The sequence below is a fragment of the Alicyclobacillus cycloheptanicus genome, assembly GCF_028751525.1.
Lineage (GTDB): Bacteria > Bacillota > Bacilli > Alicyclobacillales > Alicyclobacillaceae > Alicyclobacillus_L > Alicyclobacillus_L cycloheptanicus.
Map to the genome: position 1 here is coordinate 282623 of NZ_CP067097.1, position 22874 is coordinate 305496.

Sequence of the window (22874 nt, forward strand, 5' to 3'; positions counted from 1 at the left end):
GCGGGTGCCATCCCCCCTTTCGCGGTGGGCCAGCCGCCGTCCCAATCGCCGCCCCAGCCGCATCACACGCCGCGCGGCACCTCAGGCCCAAGCGAAATCAAGGCGTCCAGCGCCTCAACTTGCGAACCCTGTGCCCAGAGCGGGTTGACTTCCAGGGCCTCCAGCCGCTCGCCAAGCCCGACGGCAACCGCTGCAATCTGGCCGATCACGGCTGCCAGCCGCTCCTCATCCACGCCCGCGCGACCCCGGCCGCCGCGAAGCAGTGGATACCCTCGCAGCTCGTGCAGCATTTCACGGATATCCCCCGCGTCGACGGGCAGCACACGCAGCCGGGTATCCTGCAGCGCTTCGACCCATATCCCCCCCAGCCCCACCGCGAGGACCGGCCCCCACAGCGGGTCGCGCACGACGCCCACGAGCACTTCCACGCCTTTGCTGCGCATGGGCGTGACCAGGACACCATCGAGCCGACAGTTCGGCACACGCAAGAGGGCCGCGTGACAGATGGCGCGGTAGGCGTTCCGCACCTCGGCGGCCGTTGCGAGGCCGAGCGCGACGCCCCCGACGTCACTCTTGTGCAAAATGTCGGGCGACTGCACCTTGAGCGCGACCGGGTACCCCACCTGCGCTGCTGCATCCACCGCCTCTGCCGCCGACTGTGCCAAAATGCCGGGGACGAACGGGATCCCGCTCGCAGTCAGGAACCTGCGCGCCGACCACTCACTCCAGCTGCCAGCGGGCAGCTTCTGTGCTTCGCTTTCCGCACGCAGGGCGCGCGCGCCGCTCGCAACGGGCGTCTGCCCTTCGGCCGCCGCCTCATCTTCGACCGCCGCCTCGGCAAGTCCGGCCGGGCACCAAGACGGGCCGCGCTGTGCGCACCTGCGCCGCTGCTCGTGCCACCACACGGCGTGCGCGATGGCAGTCATGCCGTGTTCCATGCCCCCCACCACGTGCAGACCGACGCCCTGCAGCACGGACCGCCCAAACGCCGTGATGTCGACGGAGGTGTTGCTGACAATGACGATGGGTTTGTTCGAAGTGTCGACAATCTCCCGCAGGTGGCGCCACTGCTCGAGGAGGGGTGTCGCGTCGGGCGGCTCGACGCGAGGCGGGTCGGTCAGGCAAACCAAAAAATCCACATTTGGGTCGTCCACCGTCGCCGCCAGCGCCCGCCGCAGCAGTGTGCTGTCGACAACGACGAAACCGGTTACATCAAGCGGGTTGTGAACAGTCGAGAAGGCGGGCACAATGTCTTTCAGCCGATTTGCAGTTTCAGGGGTGAAATCCGGCAGCTCCAGCCCTTCATCTGCCGCGCGGTCGGACAGAATGTCGCACGCGCCGCCGGACGGCGTGACGACCCCCATCCGGCGCCCCGAAAGCGGCGGCACGTACCCGAGCACGCCCGCAGTTGTGATGAGGTCTTCGAGCGCATGTACCCGAATCACACCCAGCTGCCGCAGCACCGCATCATTGACCGCATCGTCCCCGACAATGGCGCCCGTGTGCGCCATCGCGCTTTGCGCGCTGCGTTCACTGCGTCCGATTTTCAGCGCGACAATCGGCTTGCCGTGCGCCATCGCCTTCTTCGCCACCCGCGCAAACTCGTGCGGCTGACGGATTGTCTCGAGGAAGACGGCGATAACCTTCGTCCGTTCGTCCTCAATCAAATACTCCATCACGTCGGTCGCAGAAATCATCGCCTCGTTTCCCATGGAAACGAGCAAACTGATGCCGATGTTTCGCGCCTGAGCCAGCGTCAGGACGCTGCTGGCGAGTGCCCCGCTCTGCAAAACAATGCCGACCGGCCCCGCCAACAGCGGCGGCGTAATCAATAGACCATACGGCGCCAACTGCTCCGACGCGTGGATAAAGCCATTGCCATTTGGCCCCAGCAGCACCTGGTCGTGTGTGCGCGCGTACGCCAGCACCTCGCGTTCGAGTTCTGCCCCTTCACCCCCAATCTCACGAAACCCCGCCGTTAAAATCACAAGGTTTCGAATTTTTGCTTTGTGGGCGTCCTCCAGCACCGGCAGCACTTGCGTGGTCGGCACCATGACGTACGCCAAATCCACCTGACCGTCAATATCGCACAGGCTCGGAACCGTCCGCTGCCCGTGCACCGTCTTGTGCAGCGGATGCACACAGTCCACAACCACCCCTGAATCTCCGCCAAACGTCTTCAGGTTCGTGTACGTGAAGACAGACCAGCGGGACTTGTCAGTGGCGCCGACCAGCGCAATCCGGCGCGGCCGGAAAAAGCCGCACAGCCGTTCGGGTGTCACAAGCGATGTCATGGCATCACCCCCCTTGTGAAACACTGGCTAGCGTGTTTCCTCCAACTGAAAGTAAGGCAGTGTGAGATCGTCGTCGACGCGCTCGTACGTCACGCGCACTGGGGCGTCCACCTTCACCTGCGAGGCCGGCCCCACAATCCGCGTCATCATCCGCACCCCTTCTTCGAGTTCGACAATCGCCACCACAAACGGCGCCTCCTGCTCGAACGGCCCGAACGAGCGGTGCACCACCGTATACGAGTAAATCCGCCCGCGGCCGCTCGACACGTTCCAGATGAGCTGGTCGGAGAAACAGTGCGGACAAATCGACCGCGGATAGAACACATATGCCGCGCAAGCTTGACACTGCTGGATACGAAGCTCGTGTTGATCGACCCCATTCCAGAACGGGGTCGAGTCGCCGTCCCGAACCGGGATCGGCCGCCCGTTTGACATCCTCAATCCCTCCCCAGCACCACGGTGGCGGTGGACGACAGCACCCCGCCAGTACCATTTACGAGCGCAAGTTTTGCCTCCGGGACTTGCCTTGGGCCGCATTCTCCGCGCAGCTGCCGCGCGGCTTCAATCAGCAGGAAAATCCCGTACATCCCCGGGTGACAGTAACTCAGCCCGCCCCCGTTGGTATTCATCGGGAAGTCGCCCCCCGGCGCCGTCCGCTGACTGCTGACAAACGCCCCGCCTTCACCCGGGCCGCAAAACCCCAGAGACTCCAGCGTAAGCAGCACCGTGATGGTGAACGAGTCGTAAATCTCGACGACGTCCAATTCTTCGTGCCGCACCCCGGCCATTTCCATCGCCTGGCGGCCCGACTCGCGAGCGCCCGTGACCGTCAGGTCAGGCATGTTGGTGATACTGTGGTGCGTGTGCGTCTCCCCGTGACCTAAAATCCACACCGGCTTCGTCCGTGCTCGGCGGGCTGCGGCGGCAGACGCGACAACGACCGCACCGCCGCCATCCGTCACCAGGCAGCAGTCGAGCAGATGCAGCGGTTCGGCGATGGGGCGGGCAGAAAGCACATCGTCAATCGTAATCAGGTCCCGCATCATTGCCTTCTCGTTCAACGCCGCCCACTTCCGGGTCGCCACCGCGATCTCCGCCAATTGCTCGCGCGTGGTGCCGTACTGATGCATATGCCGCGTCGCGGCTAAAGCGTACGCCCCGACGGGCGTCGGCAGCCCGTACGGCCGTTCAAACTGTTCGGTCAGCGTCACAGCGGGCGGAATGCGGTTGCGCGAACGGTCGGACCGCTGCGTACTGCCATACGTGATGAGGGCGACGTCGAACAACCCGTTCGCAATGCCCGCAGCCGCATGCCCAACATGCGCCTCAAAGGAGCTGCCACCGATGTTGGTGCCGTCCGTGTACTTCGGCTGAATACCGAGGTATTCGGCCAGCATCATCGTCGGTGACCAGCCCCAGTTGCCTGCCGTGAAGACGGCATCCACCTCTTCCCTTGCGAATCCCGCCTCCTCCAGCGCAGCCTTGGCGGCTTGGGCCTGCAGCTGCAGCACCGTTTTGCCCGGCGTAGACCCCAAGTCAGACTCCGCAACTCCAACAATCGCAGCGATGCGCTCGGACTTCATCTCCTGTCACCTCGCCTGCCCCGCGAACGGGAGCACAAATTCTGCCGAACCCACGCGTCAGTCCATCAACTCGCCAACCTTGACGTGGCCTTTCAAGAGGTTGCGGGAGATGATGTAGCGCTGGATCTCGTCCGTGCCCTCGAAAATCCGCCACAGCCGCATTTCCCGATACCACCGTTCGATGGGCAGTTCCTTCGTGTACCCCATTCCACCGTGAATCTGGAGGACGCGGTCGACGACGCGGTTCGCCATATTGGTGCCGTACAGCTTCGCGATCGACGCGTCGTGGCGCGTGTCAAGGCCCCGCTCCGCCTTCCAGGCGGCGTGCAGCACCAGCCAGCGGGAGGCCTCAATTTCGACCGCCGAGTCCGCAATCATCCATTGAATCGCCTGACGCTCCGCGATGGGTTTACCGAACGTGACACGGGACTTGGCATGGTCGATGGCCATTTGCAACAACCGTTCTGCCGCCCCAATGCCGCGGGCGGGAATCATGTACCTGCCCTGGCCAATCCACTGCATGCCCAGGTTGAACCCGCCGCCCAGCTCGCCGAGAATGTTCTCCTCCGGCACCCGGACATCCTCGAACACCAGGGACGCCGGGCCCCACTCGCCCATCGTCGGAATGTACTCGGAACGCCAGCCCATGTCGCGATCGACCAGAAAACACGTGACACCGCCGCGCGCGCCTTTCTCCTTGTCGGTGACGGCGAACACCATCGCAAAGTCGGCCTCGTTCCCGTTTGTGATGAAAATTTTCTCGCCGTTGAGCACCCACTCATTGCCGTCCTTGACGGCAGACATGCGGATGTTGGCCGCGTCCGAACCCGCGCCAGGCTCGGTCAGCGCGAAGCAGGAGCGGCGCTTGCCCTCAATCGTCGGAATGAGGTATTTCTTCTTTTGCTCCTCGTTACAGTAGTAGAGAATGTTGTCCGCGGACCCGCCAAAATTGAACGGGACAAACGTGCGTCCGAGTTCCATGGCGATGAGCGCCGACATCACCGGACCGAGCGCCGCGCCCCCGTACTCCTCCGGTGTGTTGATTCCCCAAAAGCCAATCTCCTTCGCCTTCAACTGCAAATCCCGCAGCTGTTCGCGGGTCATGCCCTCCCGGCCTTCGCGTTCGTTGCGCAGCACATCGTTCTCCAGCGGCATCAACTCATTCTTCACGAACTCCCGGACGGTTTGCTGCACCATCTTCTGCTCTCTCGTCAACGTGAAATCCATCGATTCCCTCTCCTTTTTCGCCAGGCTGGGCCGAAACCGCGTCACAAACGCCTCTGACAGCGCTTACATGCTATGCCAGCAGCATCGCGTGAAGAAACTGCCGCTGTGCTTCCAAAAATTCATCCAGCGCTGTGTGTCCAAGCAGCCACCCGCGTTTGAGCGCCCACAAGTGTCCCACGCCAATCAGGTTGAACGCTGCGAGCTGCGCCGAGATGCCAGACTTGAAGACGCCTTTACGCTGACCATCCTCAATCATCGCCACAATGCGCTCTGTGGTCTCGCGCTCGATGGACAAGATTTCCTCACGCGCCTCCCGATTCAGCGAAGACAAGTCCTTGTACAGAATCATCAGCATCCGCGGGTGTTTGTCACACCCAATGTAAAATTCGCGGATCACGGTGTCGAGGCGCTCAACCGGGTCATCGATGTCGGCCAATTGCTCGAACACCCGGCGAGACAGGATGGACGCGTCCTTGATGACGCCAACCAAGATGTCCTCTTTTTTCGGAAAGACATAATAGATGAGCCCGACACTCAGCCCCGCTTCGTCCGCAATGTCGCTCAGGCTGACTCCGTGGTATCCCCTTTGACTGAACAGTTTCCGTGCGGCATCAAGGATTTCCTTACGACGATCTGCCCGACTCGCCATGTCTTCACCCCCGCCCCGCTTGACGCCGCCCTGCACACACTGGCTGTGTTGCTCCGTTCTGTATAATCACAATATACCGAAAACAAGTTGAACGTTCAACTTATTTTTTAGAATCACAGCGGAAAAGCGATGCGCGAAAACAGCAGGTCCCGCGATATCTCCTGCAGACAACGGAGCCACGCACCGTCGCACAAAGCACATGGAAGCCCCTGCGAGCCGCATTGGCGTACTTGGACGCCCCCGTCGATGCGGACGTCCAAGCGTCCGATGTCGCGCAAATTCTGTATACGAGCGGAACCGAATCCAAGCCAAAAGGGGTCATGCTCACGCACGAAAACCTCATCGCCGAGTATGTCAGCTGCATCGTCGACGGCCAGATGGCCGCGTCGGACATCGCGGTCCACGCGCTGCCGCTGTACCACAGCGCACAACTCAACTGCTTCCTCGGCCCGAGCGTGTACTTGGGCGCAACCGGCATCGTCCTCGAGCAAGCTGCGCCGCAGGCCATTCTAGAGGCCATCGAAACGCACCGCGCCACGCAATTGTTCTGTCCCCCAACGGTGTGGATCGCGCTGTTACGTCATCCGGACTTTGACACCCGAGACCTCAGCTCGCTGCGCAAGTGTTACTACGGTGCAGCCATCATGCCCATGGAAGTCCTCAAAGAGCTGATGCGCAGACTGCCGCAGGCCCAGTTCTGGAACTTCTACGGGCAAACAGAGGTCGCACCGCTGGCCACCGTCTTACAGCCCGAAGACCAGCTGCGCAAACTGGGCTCGGCCGGGCTGCCGGCGCTCCATGTCGAGACGAAAATTGTGGATGACGAAGGCCGTGAGGCGGCGCCTGGCGAAATTGGCGAGATTGTGCACCGGACCGCGCATGCGATGCTGGGATACCTGGATGACCCAGAACGCACGGAAGCGGCGTACCAAGACGGTTGGTTCCACAGCGGGGACCTCGGGGTCATGGATGAGGAAGGGTATATCACCGTGATCGACCGAAAGAAGGACATGATTAAGACCGGCGGCGTCAACGTTTCCAGCCGAGAAGTGGAAGAAGCCATTTACCTGTACCCCGCCGTCTCCGAAGTGGCCGTCATCGGCGTGCCGGACAGTTATTGGATTGAGGCTGTGACGGCCATCGTCGTCCCGAAGCCGGGTGCCTCCCTGCAGCCCGAGGCACTCCTGCAGCATTGCCGCGAGCACCTCGCCAAGTTCAAGGTGCCGAAGCACTTCGTCATCACAGAATCGCTCCCCCGCAACCCGAGCGGAAAAATCCTGAAGCGGGACTTGCGGGAGCAGTACCAGCACTTGGCCTAAGCAGCGGATGTTTATCCGACGCGTCCGCAGCCCGCGAAACACCACGCTATCGTGCCAGTCCGGCTGCGTGGTGTCGACATCCAGGCGCGGGGAGCGGGCCAGCAGCCGTTCGAATGCCACCTTGGCTTCCAGGCGGGCCAAGGATACACCGCGGCAATGGTGGATGCCGCCGCCAAACGTAAGGTGGCAGTTGGGCGTCCGGTAAACGTCAAATTCGTCGGGATGCGCAAAGTGTCGTGCATCCCGCTTCGCCGCCCGGAGCAGCAGCACCGCCGCCTGCCCTGCCGTTCGTCGACGGCAGCCGAGTTGAAAACTCAGGAGATCGACACAGTCGATTCATCGGGTACGTCCGGCTCCCGCACACGCCACCGAACCCACAGCATGTTGCAAATGTACAAGGCCCCAGCCACGCCAAGCATGACGCGAATGCCAAGCACCGCGGACCCGACACCCCCGAGCAGCGGCCCGGCGAAACTCCCTAGAAACGTGGCGCTGGATGTGAACCCGTAAATCTGCCCCCGCCGTTCGCTCGGCGTCATGCGTCCAATCAAGGCATTGGCTGTCGGCAAAATGCCGCCGATAAACATGCCCAGCCCGAACCGGGACGCCACGAACACCCAGATGTTCGGCGCCAATGCCTGGGGAAGATAGAAGAGGCCGGCGCCCGTCATGCAAATCGTCAACACACGTCGGTAGCCAATCTTGTCACTTCGCTTGCCGAGGAATGGAGACGCGATGAAGTCTGCGAGCCCGGTCACCGCAAACGCGAATCCGGCAACGGTGTTCAGGTATCCGACGTTGCCTGCCAACTGCTTCATGAAGACGGACAAAACGGGCTGAACGCTCATCACCGTAAACTGGGTCAAGAACAGGACAACGAACATCGACTGTACGGTCTTCAACTGCTTGATGGCTCGAAACTGGCCAATCAAAGACGGCTTCTGTTTGACCGGCGCGCGTGCACCGCGCGGCTCCTTGACGAACAGCAAGGTGATGACAAACGCCGTAAACGCAAAGATCGTCGTGAGAAAGAAAACCATGTGGTAATTGTGGAAGTGATCCGCGGCCACACCTCCAAGGAGCGGACCCACGAGCGTGCCGACCATGCTGGAGGTCTGAATCCAGCCGAGTGAAAACCCAAGCCGTTCTTGCGGAATCACGCTCGCAACCAGCGCCACGGAAGCGGCCGAGAAGCCGCTGAACGACCCCTGCAGCGCACGGACCACCATCAGCTGCCACGGGCTTTGCGCCAGCCCCAGAATGCCGGTAAATATCGCGATCGCGATGGTGGAACGCATCACCATCATCTTGCGTCCGCTTCGGTCCGACAACGCGCCCCAAATGGGCGACATGATGGCGGCCATCAACGGCGTCAGGCCCTGAATGACGCCCGTCAGGAGTTCCACATGGTGAAGGTTGTGCACGCCCAGTTGCTCGACATAGAGAGCCATGAACGGATTAGAACTCGAAAAGGCGATGGACATGCAAAACTGAACCGCCGCCATAATCCATAAAATCGTCTGCCACGATGTTTCTTTCTTCTCTACTGTGTTTACTTCCATCGGAAACTGCCTTTCTAAGATGTTCTTTCTGAGATATCATCGCGAATGATTGCAGATGGTAAAGCTTACGTGAACGTAACAAAGATTACGCCAAACCAACTGGCTTGTCTAGTTCGCCCATGACAAAAACTCGGAGCCCCATCGCACGGCTCCGAGTCCTGGACATTGCTTTTCTTTGGCAGTGTTTATTGCTTCGTGTGCCACGCCTCGACCAGCGCCAAAACGGCCTCTTCGCTCTCCTCGGCAAGCGCCGTCTCGGCGAGTTTCTGGGCTTGTTCGTAAGACAGGTTCCGAATGGCCTGCCGAACTTTCAAAATCGACTTCGCGCTCATGCTGAACTCATCTAGACCCAAACCGAGCAAAATGGGCGTCGCCGTCAAGTCGCCAGCCATCTCGCCGCACATCCCCACCCACTTGCCATGCCGATGCGCGCCGTCGATGACCCATTTGACCAACCGCAAAATGGCCGGGTGGTACGGCTGATAGAGGTGTGAAATCTGCTCGTTCATGCGGTCGCATGCCATGGTGTACTGAATCAAGTCATTCGTGCCAATCGAGAAAAAGTCGACTTCCTTCGCCAGCAGGTCTGCGGCCACGGCCGCCGCCGGGATCTCAATCATAATGCCCACTTCGAGGTGCTCATCAAAGGGAATGGCGTTCCTGCGCAGGTCGGCCTTGACCTCCTCCAACACCTGTTTGGCCCGGCGGATTTCAGTGATGTTTGAAATCATGGGGAACATCATTTTGATGTTGCCATAATGCGACGCCCGGAGAATGGCGCGCAGCTGTGTCTGGAACAGTTCCGTCCGGTCCAGGCACACCCGGATGGCGCGATAGCCGAGGAATGGGTTGCGTTCCGCCGGCAAATCCAGATACGGAATCTCTTTATCGCCGCCGACGTCCAACGTGCGAATGACAACGGGCCTGCCGTTCAGCCCCGCTGCCACCTGACGATACGCCTCAAACTGCTCTTCCTCTGTCGGCGCAGCGGTGCGGTTCATGTAGAGAAACTCGGAACGAAACAGCCCAACGCCTTCACCGCCGTTTTCCAACACCGCGGCCAAGTCCTGCGGGGAACCGATGTTGCCGCCGACTTCGACCTGGCGGCCATCGGTGGTGACCGAAGGTTCGTTGACCAACGCCTTCAGCTGTTCTTCGGCGGCTGCATGACGCTCTATGCTGGCGGCAAATTCCGCCTGTTCGTCGGGCGTCGGGTCGACAATCACTTCTCCCGTAAAACCATTGACCATCACGGTCGTACCGGACACCAGCGAGTGCGTGATGGGGCCTAATCCGACCACCGCCGGGATGCCCAGCGAGCGCGCCATAATGGCAGAGTGAGAGGTCTTGCCCCCGACATCGGTGATAAAGGCCTTGACCAGGTTTTTGTCAAGCACCACCGTGTCCGACGGCGTCAGGTCTTCCGCCGCGAGCACCACAGGAGACTGCAACTCGGCCAGGGACGTGCGGCTGACACCCTGCACGTGGCTGAGCAAGCGCTGGCTGACATCCTTGATGTCGGAGGCTCGCTGCCGCAGGTATTCGTCTTCCATCTGCTCAAACACGGCGACCAGTTGATTCGCCACGGTCGTCACGGCGAATTCCGCATTGACCGACTGCGCGTCAATCGTATTGGCGATAGCGCCTGCGAATTCCGGGTCCTCCAAAATTTGCAGATGCGCCGTGAAAATCTGCGCATTCTCGGCACCCATTTTCTCCTTCGCGGTTTCGAATAACGTTTGCAGCTCCGCCTTCGTCTGTTCGATGGCCGCCTGCAGCCGGGACTGCTCCGCCGTCACGGAGACATCATGGCGCTCCTCGACCGCGGGAGCTGACGCCTCCAGAATAAACAAGGGTGCGACGGCAATCCCATCGGATGCAGGGATGCCTTGATAGCGAGTCCTCATCTGCCACGCCTCACTTTTCCTGAATCGACGTCGATTCGCCAATTCCGTTTTCAACCAGTTCACACAGCGCGTTCAGAGCCTGTTCTTCGTCTGTCCCCGAGGTGATGATAGTGAGCGGCGTCCCCTTGCCGAGGGCAAGCGTCAACAGTCCCAAAATACTTTTCGCGTTGACCCGTTTCCCTTTGGCCTCCACGTAGACTTCCGATTGAAATTTGTTTGCCTCTGCCACAAAGATCGAGGCAGGACGAGCGTGCAGCCCCGTTGGATTCACCAATACAACTTGACGTTCCATTTCTCATCGCCTCCGCTTGTTTATCCTGTGAGGGTCTGACCAGTCACATCGCACGATACGCAGTGGCAATGGCGCCGCAGAGGTGCGGGTCTGTGAGGCCCGTCACCGTTCTGACAGCCGCTTCAATCCCCGACGATTGAATCATCTGCTGAATACGCACAGCGCCCTCATCCTGTGGGTTCGTATAGTGGAACCCGAGCGCAATCGCCTGGAGGAGGCCCGGCGTCTCGATGCCTGCCGCCTGCGCCAGCCGCAGTGGACCCACGAGGCGGTCGCCAAGCGAGAGTTTTCGCATCGGATCACGGCCGACCCGCGCCACATCGTCGTGAATGTGCGGATTCAGGAACCGGTCGCGCACGTCCTTGGCATACGCGTTCAGCCCTGACAGGTCAAGGGATGGATAGCGGTGCGCCAGCCCCGCCGCCGCCTCATGCTGCACGCGTTCTACCAACGCCGCGATTCCGGGGGCTTGCATGGCCTCCAAAATCGTACGGATGCCCTGTTTGTAACCGGCGTAGGCCGCTGTCGCGTGCGCACCGTTGAGAATGAACAACTTGCGTTCCAAGTACGGATCGAGCTGCTGCACCAGGGTCGCACCCGGTATCGCGAGGTCCCCGCGCAGCGCCGTTTGTTCGATGTCCCATTCAAAAAACCGCTCCACAACGGCATCCAGCGGATGCGTTGCATAGCCTTCGCGATTTGGAGCAATTCGGTCCACCGCGACGTCGGCAAAGCCCACATGTGCTTCAATCCAGTCACGCAGGTCATCATCCACGCGCGCAAGCACGGCCTCCTTCAAGGTGGAGGTCGCGCGAACCGCGTTCTCGCACGCGAGAACGTTCAGCGGCGTTTCATTCCCCTGCACCTTGCGCAGGCGCAGTCCGTCTGCAATGACAGCGGCAACGCCGCTCAAATTGCCCAGTCCAACCGCTGTCGTCACGAGATCGGCCGTCGCGATTTCCGAACGACAAGCCGTCGAGTCCAAGAGGACGGCCCGGAACCCCGTGACCTCCGCTTCGTCGACGGTTTCATCCAGCGTGATGACGCGGTACGAGCGCGCCGTTTGGAGTTGTTCCACCAGTGCCGGAACCACGTCAGCAAACACAACCTCGTAACCCGCTTGATGGAGCAGCAGTCCAATGAACCCTCGCCCGATATTGCCTGCACCAAAGTGTACCGCGCGCCTTTTCATCATTCGACACCGATGACTTCCATGATTTCTTGTGCAGAAGCAGCGTTGGCGAGTTTATCGACATTCTCCATCTCCATGCAAACCTCTGCAAGCCGCGACAGAACCTCCATGTGATCGTCCCCTTTGCCGGCAATGCCAATGACCAGCTTGGCGACATTGCCGTTGCCAAAGTCCACACCATTCGGATATTGTGCGACGACAATGCCAGAGTGAAGAATATGCGAGACATACTCCGGCATGCTGTGTGGAATCGCGACGTGGTTGCCGATATAGGTCGTCATGGATTCTTCTCGCTTCAGCATCCCTTCAATGTAGGGAGCTTCCACGTACCCATTTTCCACGAGACGCTGCCCAACGCGGGTAATCGCGTCGATTTTACTTTCCGTTGGCACGTTCAACAAAATGTTTTCTTTTTGAAGGATGTTCATGTTGATTCACTCCTCTGTTTGAACCATGGCTCGCAAAACGCTTTGCCGCACCTGCGCTACCGGTGCAGCACGAAGGACCGCAACCATGTCGGGATCCATAACCAGCGCGGAACTGACTTTTCCGAGCAAACGGATGGTCGCCATCGATTCGTCCATTCGGGCAAGCAGTACGAGTACGGTATCGACAGCTTCCTCCGTTTTGCCGACGCCAGGCACAACGATTGGCGATTGCAGACGGTACACCCCAATGAAACATCCCCGCAGGGTGCCGCAGCGCGCGTGCAGCACGGACAGCCGTTTGCCTGGCAGGACGATACGCCCGAGGTGCTCACGCTGCAAAATTGCCTGAATGACAGACGCACGGTCTGTCGCATACCCGCCAGACCAGACATCGTCAGCGATTTGGTCGATGACCTCTCGAAGATTTTCCGCCGCGGTCGTCTGAACGAACACACGCTCGCTGAGGTCACGCTCCGTATGGTCGGTGTCCGGCTTTGGCTCCGTTTCGGAAAAGAATCTGGAAAACCCCACAGACGGTCGAGTGGATTCCAGGTCATCGAGTGCGACCTGAACATTGCGCCGCTCCTCCGGCGTCAGAAACGGCGATACCATGACGACCGGGTGCCGGCTGTCCTCGTACGGTACCGTGGAAATGACGAGGTCGCACGCGTCCTCCTGTGGTGCATCCAACGCACTGACACCGACAATCTGGATCTGCGGAAACTCTTTTTGAATGCGGCTCGCCAACAATTCGGCAGAGCTGATCCCGTTGAGACAGACAATCCGCGCCCGCCATTTGCTTTGGGCCCGCTGGCGTTCCACAGAAGCGCCCAAATGCATGGTCAAATACCCAATCTCCTCGTCAGGCACCTCCAGGTGATACCGCGCAAGGACATAGTCCGTCGCATCTCGCATGGCCTCAAACAACGCAGGATACTGGCGCCTGATGTCTGGCAGCAAGGGGTTGCGAATCAGAAGTCCAGCCGTCAGCCGATGAATCGCCGGCTCCAGGTGCTGCGCCATACCCGTGATGAAGTGTTGGTCTCTTGTGAGCGGCATCGCCAGCGCCGTTTCCAGGCGCTGTATGATCCTGTAGGCCAAATCCATCGATGTGATATGGAGCGGAAGAATTCGATTCTCTTCCGTCATGAGCACCTTTGCCCCGCGCAAATGATTCGCCAAATAGTGCGCCTCACCCGCAAGGTTCGCAGCTTGCGGTAAGAGACGCTGGAGAATGCGCGTGCACACCTGCACGTCCAGCGGCGCTGCATCCGGTTGTCCAGCCGCGGAAAGAATGGCCCCCTGTGTGACCCGCGTCATCGTCAGTAACACATGCAGCATGAAACCATAGAACGCTGCTTCGTCGAGCGGGGGATTGGAGTCCGCCAATTCGTCGAGCAAAACCGAACGAACCTTGGCAAGCACGTCTGCACGAAACCATTTCGCGAACCACGCAAGCATTGGATGCAAAGGACCCTGCTCTTCCACTTGACGCAAAAATGCAACCAGGTCCGGAAGCGAAACCTGGTCGTGCACCAAATCTGCGATGGCCTCTCGACGCGCCGCCTCATCGCCCCGGACTTCAACGCCGTATCCTCTCCTGCGAATCAGCTCCAGCCCGTGCGCACGAAGCCACTGTGCAAGGTCATCCATGGACTGACTCAGACTGGCGGCCGTCACATTCAACTGACGGCCGAAGTAACCCAGTTTGGATGGACCTTCTTCAATCAGCAGGTCGAGCGCAACTTGAAGTTCGCGGTCTTTTGGCCTGAGGGCCAACGTCTCGGGCAGTTTCCCGACATGCTCAAGCAGTTCTGTGACACGGGCTGATTCCCCCCGCAGTTCGATGTTCTGCGGTTCCACACGTAGAACCAGTTGAAAGGTGCGCAAGTACATCTGCATGGCGTGTAAATCACGCTGAATGGTACGTCGACTGACCTGCAGTCGACGTACCAACGTGTCCACGCTGCACCTTTCGCTTTGGTGCAATATCAAGTAAAGAATGTACTTTTGCCGTTCGGTCAGACTTTTCGCCATGCCTACCCCAGCTTCTTACTTGAGTGCGTTCAGGTCTGTCACAAGCTGCTGATACGTGCTTTTGTCGAGGAAGTTGTCCACAATGTAAATTTTTGCATTCGGCGCCACTTGACGAGCGCGATCGGACAAACTGCTCTGGGTAAAGACAACCTCCGCGTTGACGGGCAATTGATTGACCGGAAGATGGTCGACCGGAATGTCATACCCAGCTTCCTTCAATTGTTTCTTCAGCAAGGAGGCACCCATCGCGCTCGATCCCATACCTGCTTCGCAAGCAAAGATCACACGTTGCGGGATGTGGGTGAGCGCATGTCCTTCACCTGTTGCTTCCCCAATTTCCGCATGGTTCACCGTCGTCTGCTGTGTGGTCTGCCCCTTACTTTGCGCCTTCATGTCAGCCACCACACTCTGGGCGAACGCCAGGTCATCATCGTTCATCTCTGTCTTCGAACGGCTCAAGAAGAACGATGCAATCAACAGAGAGACCAGCGCACCGACGAAGATACCAGCCAGAACCGGCAGATACCCACCGCGCGGACACATCGCCATCTCTGCAATGATACTCCCCGGCGACGCAGTCGCAACCAATCCTGCATGCAGCAGCATGAACGTCGTGTCCGCTGCCATGCCGCCAAAAATCACGGCGAGCACCAGAATGGGCTTCATCAGGATATATGGGAAATAGATTTCGTGAATGCCGCCAAAGAACTGAATCAGGATGGCGCCAGGCGCCGATTGCCGAACCGAGCCCTTGCCAAAAATCCAGTACGCAACCAGCACGCCAAGCCCCGGGCCCGGGTCGGTTTCCAACAGGAAGAAAATCGACTTTCCGGTCTCCTTCGCTTGCTGCAGTCCAATCGGATCCAAAATACCGTGATTAATTGCGTTGTTCAAGAACAGAACCTTACCAGGCTCGATGAAGATGGCGATGAGCGGCAGCAAGTGAACGGATGTAACCCAAATGGCTGCAGCTCCTAAAGCCTTCGAAACACTATCCATCACAGGCTGCACCACGAGGAACGACAGGATGGCCAAACCGCCACCGATAATGCCGCCCGAGAACGTGTTGACAATCATCTCAAAGCCGGCCTTGATTTTTCCTTCCACCAACCGGTCGAACTGCTTGATCAGATAGCCGCCAAGCGGCCCCATAATCATCGCGCCGATAAACATCGGCTGCGATGAGCCGACGGCCACACCCGCCGTGGCAATGGCACCAACGACGCCGCCTCGGTTTCCGGCGACAAGACGTCCGCCCGTAAAGCCAATGAGAATCGGAAGCAGGAATGAGACAAGCGGAGTGACAAGTTGATTAATATGAGCGTTTGGCGTCCAACCCGTAGGAATGAAAAAGGCCGTAATTAAACCCCAGGCAATAAAGGCAGGGATATTCGGCATGACCATACCGGCAAGAAAACCGCCAAACCGTTGCAGGCCAGCACGCGCTTTGCCGCCACTTGCGACGCGGTCGCTCACTGTAGCAATGGCCATTGAACGAACCTCCTTTGTTTGTAATCGCTTTCCACGTAACACTGTAATGGCGGACTGCCGTTCCGGCAACACAAAGAAATTCAGGACTGACGCGCCTTGCCGCGACAAGAATGAAAAGCAAAAGAAACACAAAAAAACCACCCCTCTCAGGGTGACCCGAATGACATCCATGGTATTCGGGGAAATCATTTTCGAACTTAGTTTGCAGAGACACGCGCAAACGGGAAGCGCACCGTGACGCGCGTTCCTCCGTCCACCACGTAGTCAATTTGACCGTTCAGGTCTTCCGTCACCAAGGTCTCCACAATGCGCGTCCCGAGCGTGTCGTCCGACGTGCGCAAATCCCAGCCCTGGCCATTGTCCTGAACGACAATGACAAGTTCACCCCCATCGCAGCCTGCTGACACATAAATGCGGCCGCCGGACTGATATTCGAAGGCGTGATCGAGACAGTTTTGAATGAGTTCGTTGAGAATCAGCGCGATGGGTGTGGCCTTCTCGGATGGGAGTGAAATAGCATCAGCCTCCACAGTGTACTGCACCGATTTCTCCGGGTGACGTGCGGTTTGAATCAACATCGAGGCAATCGCCTCCATCAATTGCCTCAACTCCACGAACTCGATGCCGCTCTGCGACAACCGCTCATGAACGAGTGCGATGGTCTTAATGCGATGAATGCTGTCCTGGAACGCCGCGCGGATCTCCTCGGACTTCGTACGCCGCATTTGCAAGCGCAAGAGACTGCTGATCGTCTGGAGGTTGTTTTTGACGCGGTGATGGATCTCTTTCATAACCGTCGACTGAATGGTCAATTGGCGCTCTTTCTCACGCAGTTCAGTGATGTCGGAGAGGAGAATCAGTCCGCCCTTGAACACACTGTGCTTTTGAATCGAAATGGCCTTCACGAGCACCGTGTTGTCGCCAAATGTGAACTCACGCGCCTCGACGCCGCGATCGTGTGCATCAAGCAATACCTGTTGCAGCACGCCGGAAAAGACAGCGTCAAGCGGCGCACCAATTTCAGGTTTGGGTTGGTGCAGTTTTTCGAACCATTGACGCGCTGTCGGATTGATATAGGTGAACAGGTACTCCGAATTGCAGAGAATCACGCCTTCGTGAATGAGACTTGGCAGGTTGATTTCAGCCACCGCCACTTCCCAAAGGGTCTCACCAAGGTCTTCAGCGGTTTGCTGGAAGAGGCGCGCAGCCTGCTCCTGAATCACCTGTGAAGAGATGTCCTGTTCAAGAATCACGACGCCAATCACCCTGCCGCTTGATCCATGAAACGGCAGGATTTTCTGCTGAATGGTGACGTTCTCATTGGTGATGGCGCGTGTGCCAGTCACGTACTTGTCAGTCTGAAACGCGTAGAAGACCCCGGGCTCGTTGTCTCGCAAAATGCGCTGCCCGACAATGAACTCCGAGTACAGGCTGCCGCCCGTGTTCGGCTTTGACTGCGCCACGACCACGGCTTGGTCGGACCGACCGCGCCACAGGCAGTCAATGAACACGTCAGCACGATTCAAATCGGCCATCGTCTGGAGCTGCCCCGCAAGGCGGATGACTTCTTCGATCTCGTCCGCTGTAAGGTCGGTCTTGCTCTGACAGACGGCAGCGATGAGCTCTGGACTGGTGGCGATGAACCCTGTCACCCTCTCCCTCACCTGCCATCCACTTGACACTCGTTGAGAATCGTCATGGCAGTCGACGCCAGCGTCATCTGCCGGTTCATGGCTTGCCTGCGCATACGCTGGTAGGCTTCCGCTTCGTTGAGTCCTTGCTGTTGCATCAATAAACCTTTGGCACGTTCGATTAACTTCCGCTCCTGTAACTGTGCCTCGAGCACACACTTCTCCTCCGTCAGGCAGCGCAGGCGTTCCGCCTGCGCTAACGCCATCTCGATCGCAGGAACAAGATCGGCTTCCGTGACCGGTTTGACGAGGTAGCCAATGATGCCAGCGGCCTTCGCGTCGTCGATCAATTGCGATTGATGATAGGCGGTCAACACGAGAATCGGAATACGGGTCTTTTGGTAGATGATGCGCCCCGCTGTGAGGCCGTCCATGTGCGGCATCTTCACATCCATGATGATGAGATCGGGACGATGTGCGAACGCTTGTTCGATCGCCGCCTCCCCATTTGACGCCTCTGCCACGACGTCATAGCCTTCCAACAAGAGCATCTCGCGCATGTCGATGCGCAAGACTGACTCGTCGTCGACCAGCATGATGCGTGCCTTGCCCATTCGACCTCCCCCTTGCGGGTCGATGTTTCTCAATCACTAGACTCATTATTCATAATTTATCAACGATATTCGTTGTCGTCTACACCAACCGATGCACCATCAATGCCTGCCCCTCGACACTGGTTCACCAGCCAGCGAAACGGTATCAACCCGTCGTCGTACCGCGCCGACATCATTTCAGGGTGCCATTGAATGGCGAGGAGTTGTGGCATGTCGGAGTGGGCAAGGCCTTCAATCACGCCGTCTTCGGCTACGGCCGTCACACGAAGTCCTGCGCCGACCCGGTCGACAGACTGGTGATGAAAGGTATTCACTTCAATGCAATCCGTACCGTACAGTCCTTTCAGCACGTCGTCCTCCAAATACGCCTTGTGCGCGAGGTACCAGCGAGGTCCTGCCTGTTTCTGATGCTCAAGCGCATCCGGAAAGGCCGCGGGAATGTGTTTGTGAAGTGTCCCGCCAAAGGCAACGTTGAGCAACTGAAGTCCCCGGCAAATACACAGAGTCGGCTTGAGCTGCCGAATCGCTTCGGTGAGTAGGGCAAGTTCGAAACGGTCGCGGTCCGGATTGATCGATTCGATATGCGAATCGGGCCGTGCGCCGTACGTCCGCGGGTCCAAATCTTCGCCGCCAGAGAACACGATGCCGTCCAAGGTCGCAATGATTTGCGGGCATCGCGCCTCGTCGAGCACCGGCACACCGAATGCCAATCCCCCCGCCTCGTCCACCGAACGAATGTAGTCGTGCCCCACGACGCTGAACCCCTGGCCTGGTGTCCCGCGCAGCTTGCCGCCAAAGCCCTCCTCCGGCATCACATGGTAACCGGTAATCCCAATGACCGGCCGGCGGGCTCGCGCAGCCGTGATTTCTGAATGTCCTTGATTGACCAGCGTGATCGTCCCCTTGAACCGATTTAGAAGTAGTTGCTTGTAATCCCGCCGTCCACAACAATGACCGCGCCATTGGTCCAGTCCGACTCATCGGATGCCAGGTACAAGGCACAATTGACGATGTCTTCCGGCCGCCCAAACCGACCGCTGGGTTGGCGGCTGAGACGAACCTGCTTTGCCGCCTCGTCTTTGAGCAGCCACTCCGTCATCAACGGCGTCTCAATCGGCCCCGGGCAGATGGCGTTCGACCGCACGCCGCGCGGCCGAAATTGAATGGCAAGCGACTTCGTCAGCGAAATCACGGCGCCTTTCGACGCCGTGTAGGCGTCCTGCGGCACCGAGCAGCCCATCAAGGCGACGAACGACGCGATATTGATGATCGATCCCGCCGATTGTTCCAACATGTGCGGTACAACGTATTTGCTCATCAGGAAGATGCTGCGGACATTGACTGCCATCACCATGTCCCAGGTCTCCACGCTGGTGTCGAGTACCGAATGGTCTGCTTCCGGCATGATGCCGGCGTTATTGTACAAGACGTCGATGCGGCCGAAATGCTGATACGCTCCGGCGACGGCCGCTTGCACACTGTCCTCGCTCGACGCGTCACAGGCAAAGAATTTGGCTTCACCGCCTTGCGACCGAATCACGGCTTCGGCCTGCACCCCCGCTGATTCGTTCCGCTCCAAAATCGCTATGCGCCCGCCCTCCCGCGCAAACCGCTCAGCGGCTTTGCGTCCCATGCCGCCGCCTGCGCCAGTGATGACACACACCTTGTCTTGCAACCTCATTCCCCGCCAACTCCTCTCGCTGCCTAAACAGGCTCACTGATGTTCCGGCCCGATTGGACTCGACCACCCCTCAGGTCTCCCCCGCCAGGCCACACTTTAGCGCTATGCGCGTTCGAAATAGCGCTGCTTTTCCCAGTTCGTCACGACCTGGTCGTAGGCACGCTGCTCAACTTTTGCTGCATTCAAATAGTGTTGATAGACGGTCTTCCCAAACACTCGCAGCGCGAACTCGCTCTGCTCAAACGCCTGAATCGCCTCGTGCAAGGACGACGGCAGTGTTGGGGCCCCTTGTGCCGAATATCCGTTCCCGGACCACGCCGGCGGCAGTTCGAGACGATGTTCGATGCCGTCCAGTCCAGCAGCCAGCATCGCTGCGCTTGCCAGGTAAGGATTCGTGTCCGCGCCCGGAAACCGGTTCTCAATCCGCTTCCCATGCCCGTGGCCAACCACGCGCAAGCCACAGGTACGGTTGTCGACACCCCAGACGATGTGGGTCGGCGCCCAACTGGATGTGATGAAGCGCTTGTACGAGTTGACGTAGGGCGCGAAGAGAATCGAGAGTTCGCGCGTATGGACGATGAGCCCGGCTAAAAAGTGGCGCATGGCCGCCGACATCTCATGGCACGTCGACGATGCCTCGTAGAAGGCATTCCCGCCATTTGCATCCCACAGACTCAAGTGGATGTGACTGCTCGACCCAGTCCAGGTGTGGTCCGGTTTTGCCATAAAGGAAACGGCGCGCCCATTCTGCATCGCGATCTCTTTCGCACTGTGCTTGAGCAACACGTGCCGGTCGGCTGCTTCGAGGGCGTCCGCGTAGTACGCGTTAATCTCATGCTGCGCGACGCCAGCCTCGCCCTTCGTGCCTTCAATCGGGATCCCGGCCTGCGACAACAGCTTTCGCAACTGAGCGTAGAACGGCTCGTTGCGGGACGCCTGCAGGAGTTGGTAGTCTTCGTTGTACGTCCCTGCCAGCGCCAAATTGTGATACTGTTTCGCATGCGCGGCATCGTAGGACTCATCAAGCAAATAAAACTCGAGCTCCGTTGCCAACTTGACCGTGAAGCCAAGGCCGGCGGCACGTTCCAGTTGTCGACGCAATACGGTGCGCGGCGCCGGTTCCACGAGATTTCCCTGGTGGTCGGTGACGTCGGACAACACCAGCGCCGTCTTGTCGTGCCAGGGCAGGATGCGCACCGTCGACCAGTCCGGACGCGCGGTCCAGTCGCCATAGCCCTGCTCCCAGCCCATGTCCGGAAATCCGGCTGGCGTGTCCATTTCCATGTCGGTTCCCAGAAGGTACACGCAGAAGTGCACACCGTCCTCAATCACGTGGTCGAGGACATACTGGCCGGTCAACCGCTTCCCGACCAGTCGCCCCTGCATGTCGCAAAACGCGACAATCAGCGTCTCAATCTCCCCCGCCCGAATCTGCTCCGTCAAGTGGTCGAGGCCCATGATGCTCTCCCTCATCTGTGTTTCCATCGCTGCGTACCTCCCCGTGCGAGCCTTCAAAGAGTCAGTGAGATGTACTTCATCTCCATAAATTCCTCCAGCCCGTGGTGTCCGCCCTCCCGGCCATAACCGCTCTGTTTGATCCCGCCAAACGGCGCCTGCGGCACGCTGAGCGACGCACTGTTGACGCCCACCATGCCGACTTCGAGCCGCTCTGAAACCTCGAACACCCGACGTACGTCGCGCGTAAACAGATAAGCCGCCAGGCCAAATTCGCTGGCATTGGCCCGTTCGAGCACCTCGTCCTCCGTCTTGAACCCGATGATCGTCGCCACCGGCCCGAACACTTCTTCCTGCGCGATGCGCATCTCGGGCGTGACATCGGTCAGAACCGTCGGCGCGTAGAACGAGCCATTCTGATATGGCGTCTTCGTCAAGGCACCCCCGCCAATCCGGACCTTGGCACCGTCCCGAACCGCCTCGCGGACGAGGGCGTCAATGAATTCCACCGCTCGATGGTCAATCACGGGGCCAAGCTGCACCCCTGCCTCCCAACCGAAGCCCACCTTCAGGGTCGACACCCGCTCTGTCACCTGTGCGGAGAATGCTTCGAGAACGTCCTCGTGGACGTACATCACGTTGATGCCGTTGCACATTTGACCACAATTCTCGAATTTGTTGCCGACGGCGGCGGCAACAGCTGCATCCAGGTCAGCATCGGGAAACACAATGAACGGTGCGTTCCCCCCAAGCTCAAGCGACAGACGCGTGACTTCGTCAGCGGATTGCCGAATCAGCAGCTTGCCCACTTCCGTAGAACCCGTAAAGGAAACCTTGCGGACACGCGGATGACGCATGAACGCCGCTCCAATCTCGCTCGACTTACCGGTTACAAGATTGACGACGCCGCTTGGAAACCCCGCCTCCGCGGCAAGCGCAATCAACGCCACCGCAGTCAGCGGCGTCTGGCTTGCTGGCTTGAGCACAATCGTGCAACCGGCGGCAAGCGCTGGGGCCGCCTTGCGAGCCACCATCGTCGCCGGGTAGTTCCACGGCGTGATGAGCGCCGCCACCCCGACGGGCTGAGGAACCACGAAAATGCGTTTGTTGCGCGCAAGCGCAGGAATCATCTCGCCGTACGCCCGCTTGCCTTCCTCGGCGTACCACTCGATGAACATCGCCGCGCCTTCCGCTTCCTCGCGAGACTCTGCCAGCGGCTTGCCCTGTTCGCGTGTCAGGAGATGAGCGATTTCTTCTTGGTGCGCGCGAATTAACGCGGCCCAGCGATGCAGATAGCCCGCGCGCTCCGACGCTGTCATCGCTGCCCACGCATGTCTGGCTTCAGATGCGGCCGCGATCGCCAGTTCAGCCTCCGCCTTCCCACCGTTTTGGACATGGCCGACAATCTCGCCGCTTGCTGGGTTGAACACGTCGATCGGTTCTCTCGATGACGTCACCCATTCACCCCCGATGAAGTGTGCGCTGTGCGCTACGATGTCTGCGACACGCAAG

General features: G+C 59.3%; 18 protein-coding genes and 1 pseudogene. 1 reads left to right on the forward strand and 18 read right to left on the reverse strand.

Going from position 1 to position 22874, the window contains the following annotated elements:
- Positions 1–62: 62 nt before the first annotated feature.
- The 5 genes from JI721_RS01330 to JI721_RS01350 all read right to left on the reverse strand — a co-directional run bounded on the left by JI721_RS01330 (position 63) and on the right by JI721_RS01350 (position 5753).
- Positions 63–2294: an acetate--CoA ligase family protein gene (locus JI721_RS01330; protein ID WP_274456287.1), complete on the reverse strand. Its 2232-nt coding sequence runs from the start codon at positions 2292–2294 to the stop codon at positions 63–65.
- Positions 2295–2321: 27 nt separating this feature from the next.
- Entirely contained in the window at positions 2322–2729 is a 408-nt protein-coding gene (locus JI721_RS01335) for a Zn-ribbon domain-containing OB-fold protein (RefSeq protein WP_274456288.1), read from the reverse strand.
- 2 nt (positions 2730–2731) lie between these two features.
- On the reverse strand, positions 2732–3877 hold the full coding sequence (locus JI721_RS01340; RefSeq protein WP_274456289.1) for an acetyl-CoA acetyltransferase: 1146 nt from the start codon (positions 3875–3877) through the stop codon (positions 2732–2734).
- A 57-nt stretch (positions 3878–3934) separates the two neighbouring features.
- On the reverse strand, positions 3935–5104 hold the full coding sequence (locus JI721_RS01345; RefSeq protein ID WP_274456290.1) for an acyl-CoA dehydrogenase family protein: 1170 nt from the start codon (positions 5102–5104) through the stop codon (positions 3935–3937).
- A 70-nt stretch (positions 5105–5174) separates the two neighbouring features.
- Positions 5175–5753, reverse strand: a complete 579-nt coding sequence (locus JI721_RS01350; protein ID WP_274456291.1) for a TetR/AcrR family transcriptional regulator — start codon at positions 5751–5753, stop codon at positions 5175–5177.
- A 131-nt stretch (positions 5754–5884) separates the two neighbouring features.
- Here JI721_RS01350 and JI721_RS01355 point away from each other — a divergent pair.
- Positions 5885–7072, forward strand: a pseudogene (locus JI721_RS01355) (AMP-binding protein); the annotation flags it as partial.
- Between the two features lie 314 nt (positions 7073–7386).
- On the opposite strand, the gene JI721_RS01360 reads toward JI721_RS01355, so the two are convergent.
- From JI721_RS01360 to JI721_RS01420, 13 genes are all read right to left on the reverse strand, one after another.
- Complete coding sequence (locus JI721_RS01360; RefSeq protein ID WP_274456292.1) at positions 7387–8634, reverse strand: MFS transporter; 1248 nt, start codon at positions 8632–8634, stop codon at positions 7387–7389.
- 185 nt (positions 8635–8819) lie between these two features.
- Entirely contained in the window at positions 8820–10541 is a 1722-nt protein-coding gene (ptsP, locus tag JI721_RS01365; RefSeq protein WP_274456293.1) for a phosphoenolpyruvate--protein phosphotransferase, read from the reverse strand.
- 10 nt (positions 10542–10551) lie between these two features.
- On the reverse strand, positions 10552–10833 hold the full coding sequence (locus tag JI721_RS01370; RefSeq protein ID WP_274456294.1) for an HPr family phosphocarrier protein: 282 nt from the start codon (positions 10831–10833) through the stop codon (positions 10552–10554).
- Between the two features lie 43 nt (positions 10834–10876).
- Positions 10877–12028: a mannitol-1-phosphate 5-dehydrogenase gene (locus JI721_RS01375; RefSeq protein WP_274456295.1), complete on the reverse strand. Its 1152-nt coding sequence runs from the start codon at positions 12026–12028 to the stop codon at positions 10877–10879.
- Positions 12025–12453 carry a PTS mannitol transporter subunit IIA gene (locus JI721_RS01380; RefSeq protein ID WP_274456296.1) on the reverse strand — a complete coding sequence of 143 codons (429 nt, stop codon included), beginning with the start codon at positions 12451–12453 and terminating at the stop codon, positions 12025–12027. The genes JI721_RS01375 and JI721_RS01380 overlap by 4 nt, the downstream gene beginning before the upstream one ends.
- A gap of 6 nt (positions 12454–12459) precedes the next feature.
- Entirely contained in the window at positions 12460–14418 is a 1959-nt protein-coding gene (locus JI721_RS01385) for a BglG family transcription antiterminator (protein WP_274456297.1), read from the reverse strand.
- Positions 14419–14505: 87 nt separating this feature from the next.
- Entirely contained in the window at positions 14506–15981 is a 1476-nt protein-coding gene (locus JI721_RS01390) for a PTS mannitol transporter subunit IIBC (RefSeq protein ID WP_274456298.1), read from the reverse strand.
- Positions 15982–16178: 197 nt separating this feature from the next.
- The gene (locus tag JI721_RS01395; RefSeq protein WP_274456299.1) at positions 16179–17633 is read right to left on the reverse strand and encodes a sensor histidine kinase; all 1455 of its coding nucleotides are present in this window, start codon (positions 17631–17633) and stop codon (positions 16179–16181) included.
- Between the two features lie 8 nt (positions 17634–17641).
- Positions 17642–18226, reverse strand: coding sequence for an ANTAR domain-containing response regulator (locus JI721_RS01400; protein ID WP_274456300.1), 585 nt, complete (start codon positions 18224–18226; stop codon positions 17642–17644).
- 59 nt (positions 18227–18285) lie between these two features.
- Positions 18286–19038, reverse strand: a complete 753-nt coding sequence (locus tag JI721_RS01405) for a gamma-glutamyl-gamma-aminobutyrate hydrolase family protein (RefSeq protein WP_274456301.1) — start codon at positions 19036–19038, stop codon at positions 18286–18288.
- A 101-nt stretch (positions 19039–19139) separates the two neighbouring features.
- Entirely contained in the window at positions 19140–19907 is a 768-nt protein-coding gene (locus tag JI721_RS01410) for an SDR family NAD(P)-dependent oxidoreductase (RefSeq protein WP_274456302.1), read from the reverse strand.
- 102 nt (positions 19908–20009) lie between these two features.
- Positions 20010–21392 carry a glutamine synthetase family protein gene (locus JI721_RS01415; RefSeq protein ID WP_274456303.1) on the reverse strand — a complete coding sequence of 461 codons (1383 nt, stop codon included), beginning with the start codon at positions 21390–21392 and terminating at the stop codon, positions 20010–20012.
- A 26-nt stretch (positions 21393–21418) separates the two neighbouring features.
- A complete protein-coding gene (locus JI721_RS01420) occupies positions 21419–22873 on the reverse strand; it encodes an NAD-dependent succinate-semialdehyde dehydrogenase (protein ID WP_274456304.1) in 1455 nt (484 codons plus the stop codon).
- Between the last annotated feature and the right edge of the window lies 1 nt (position 22874).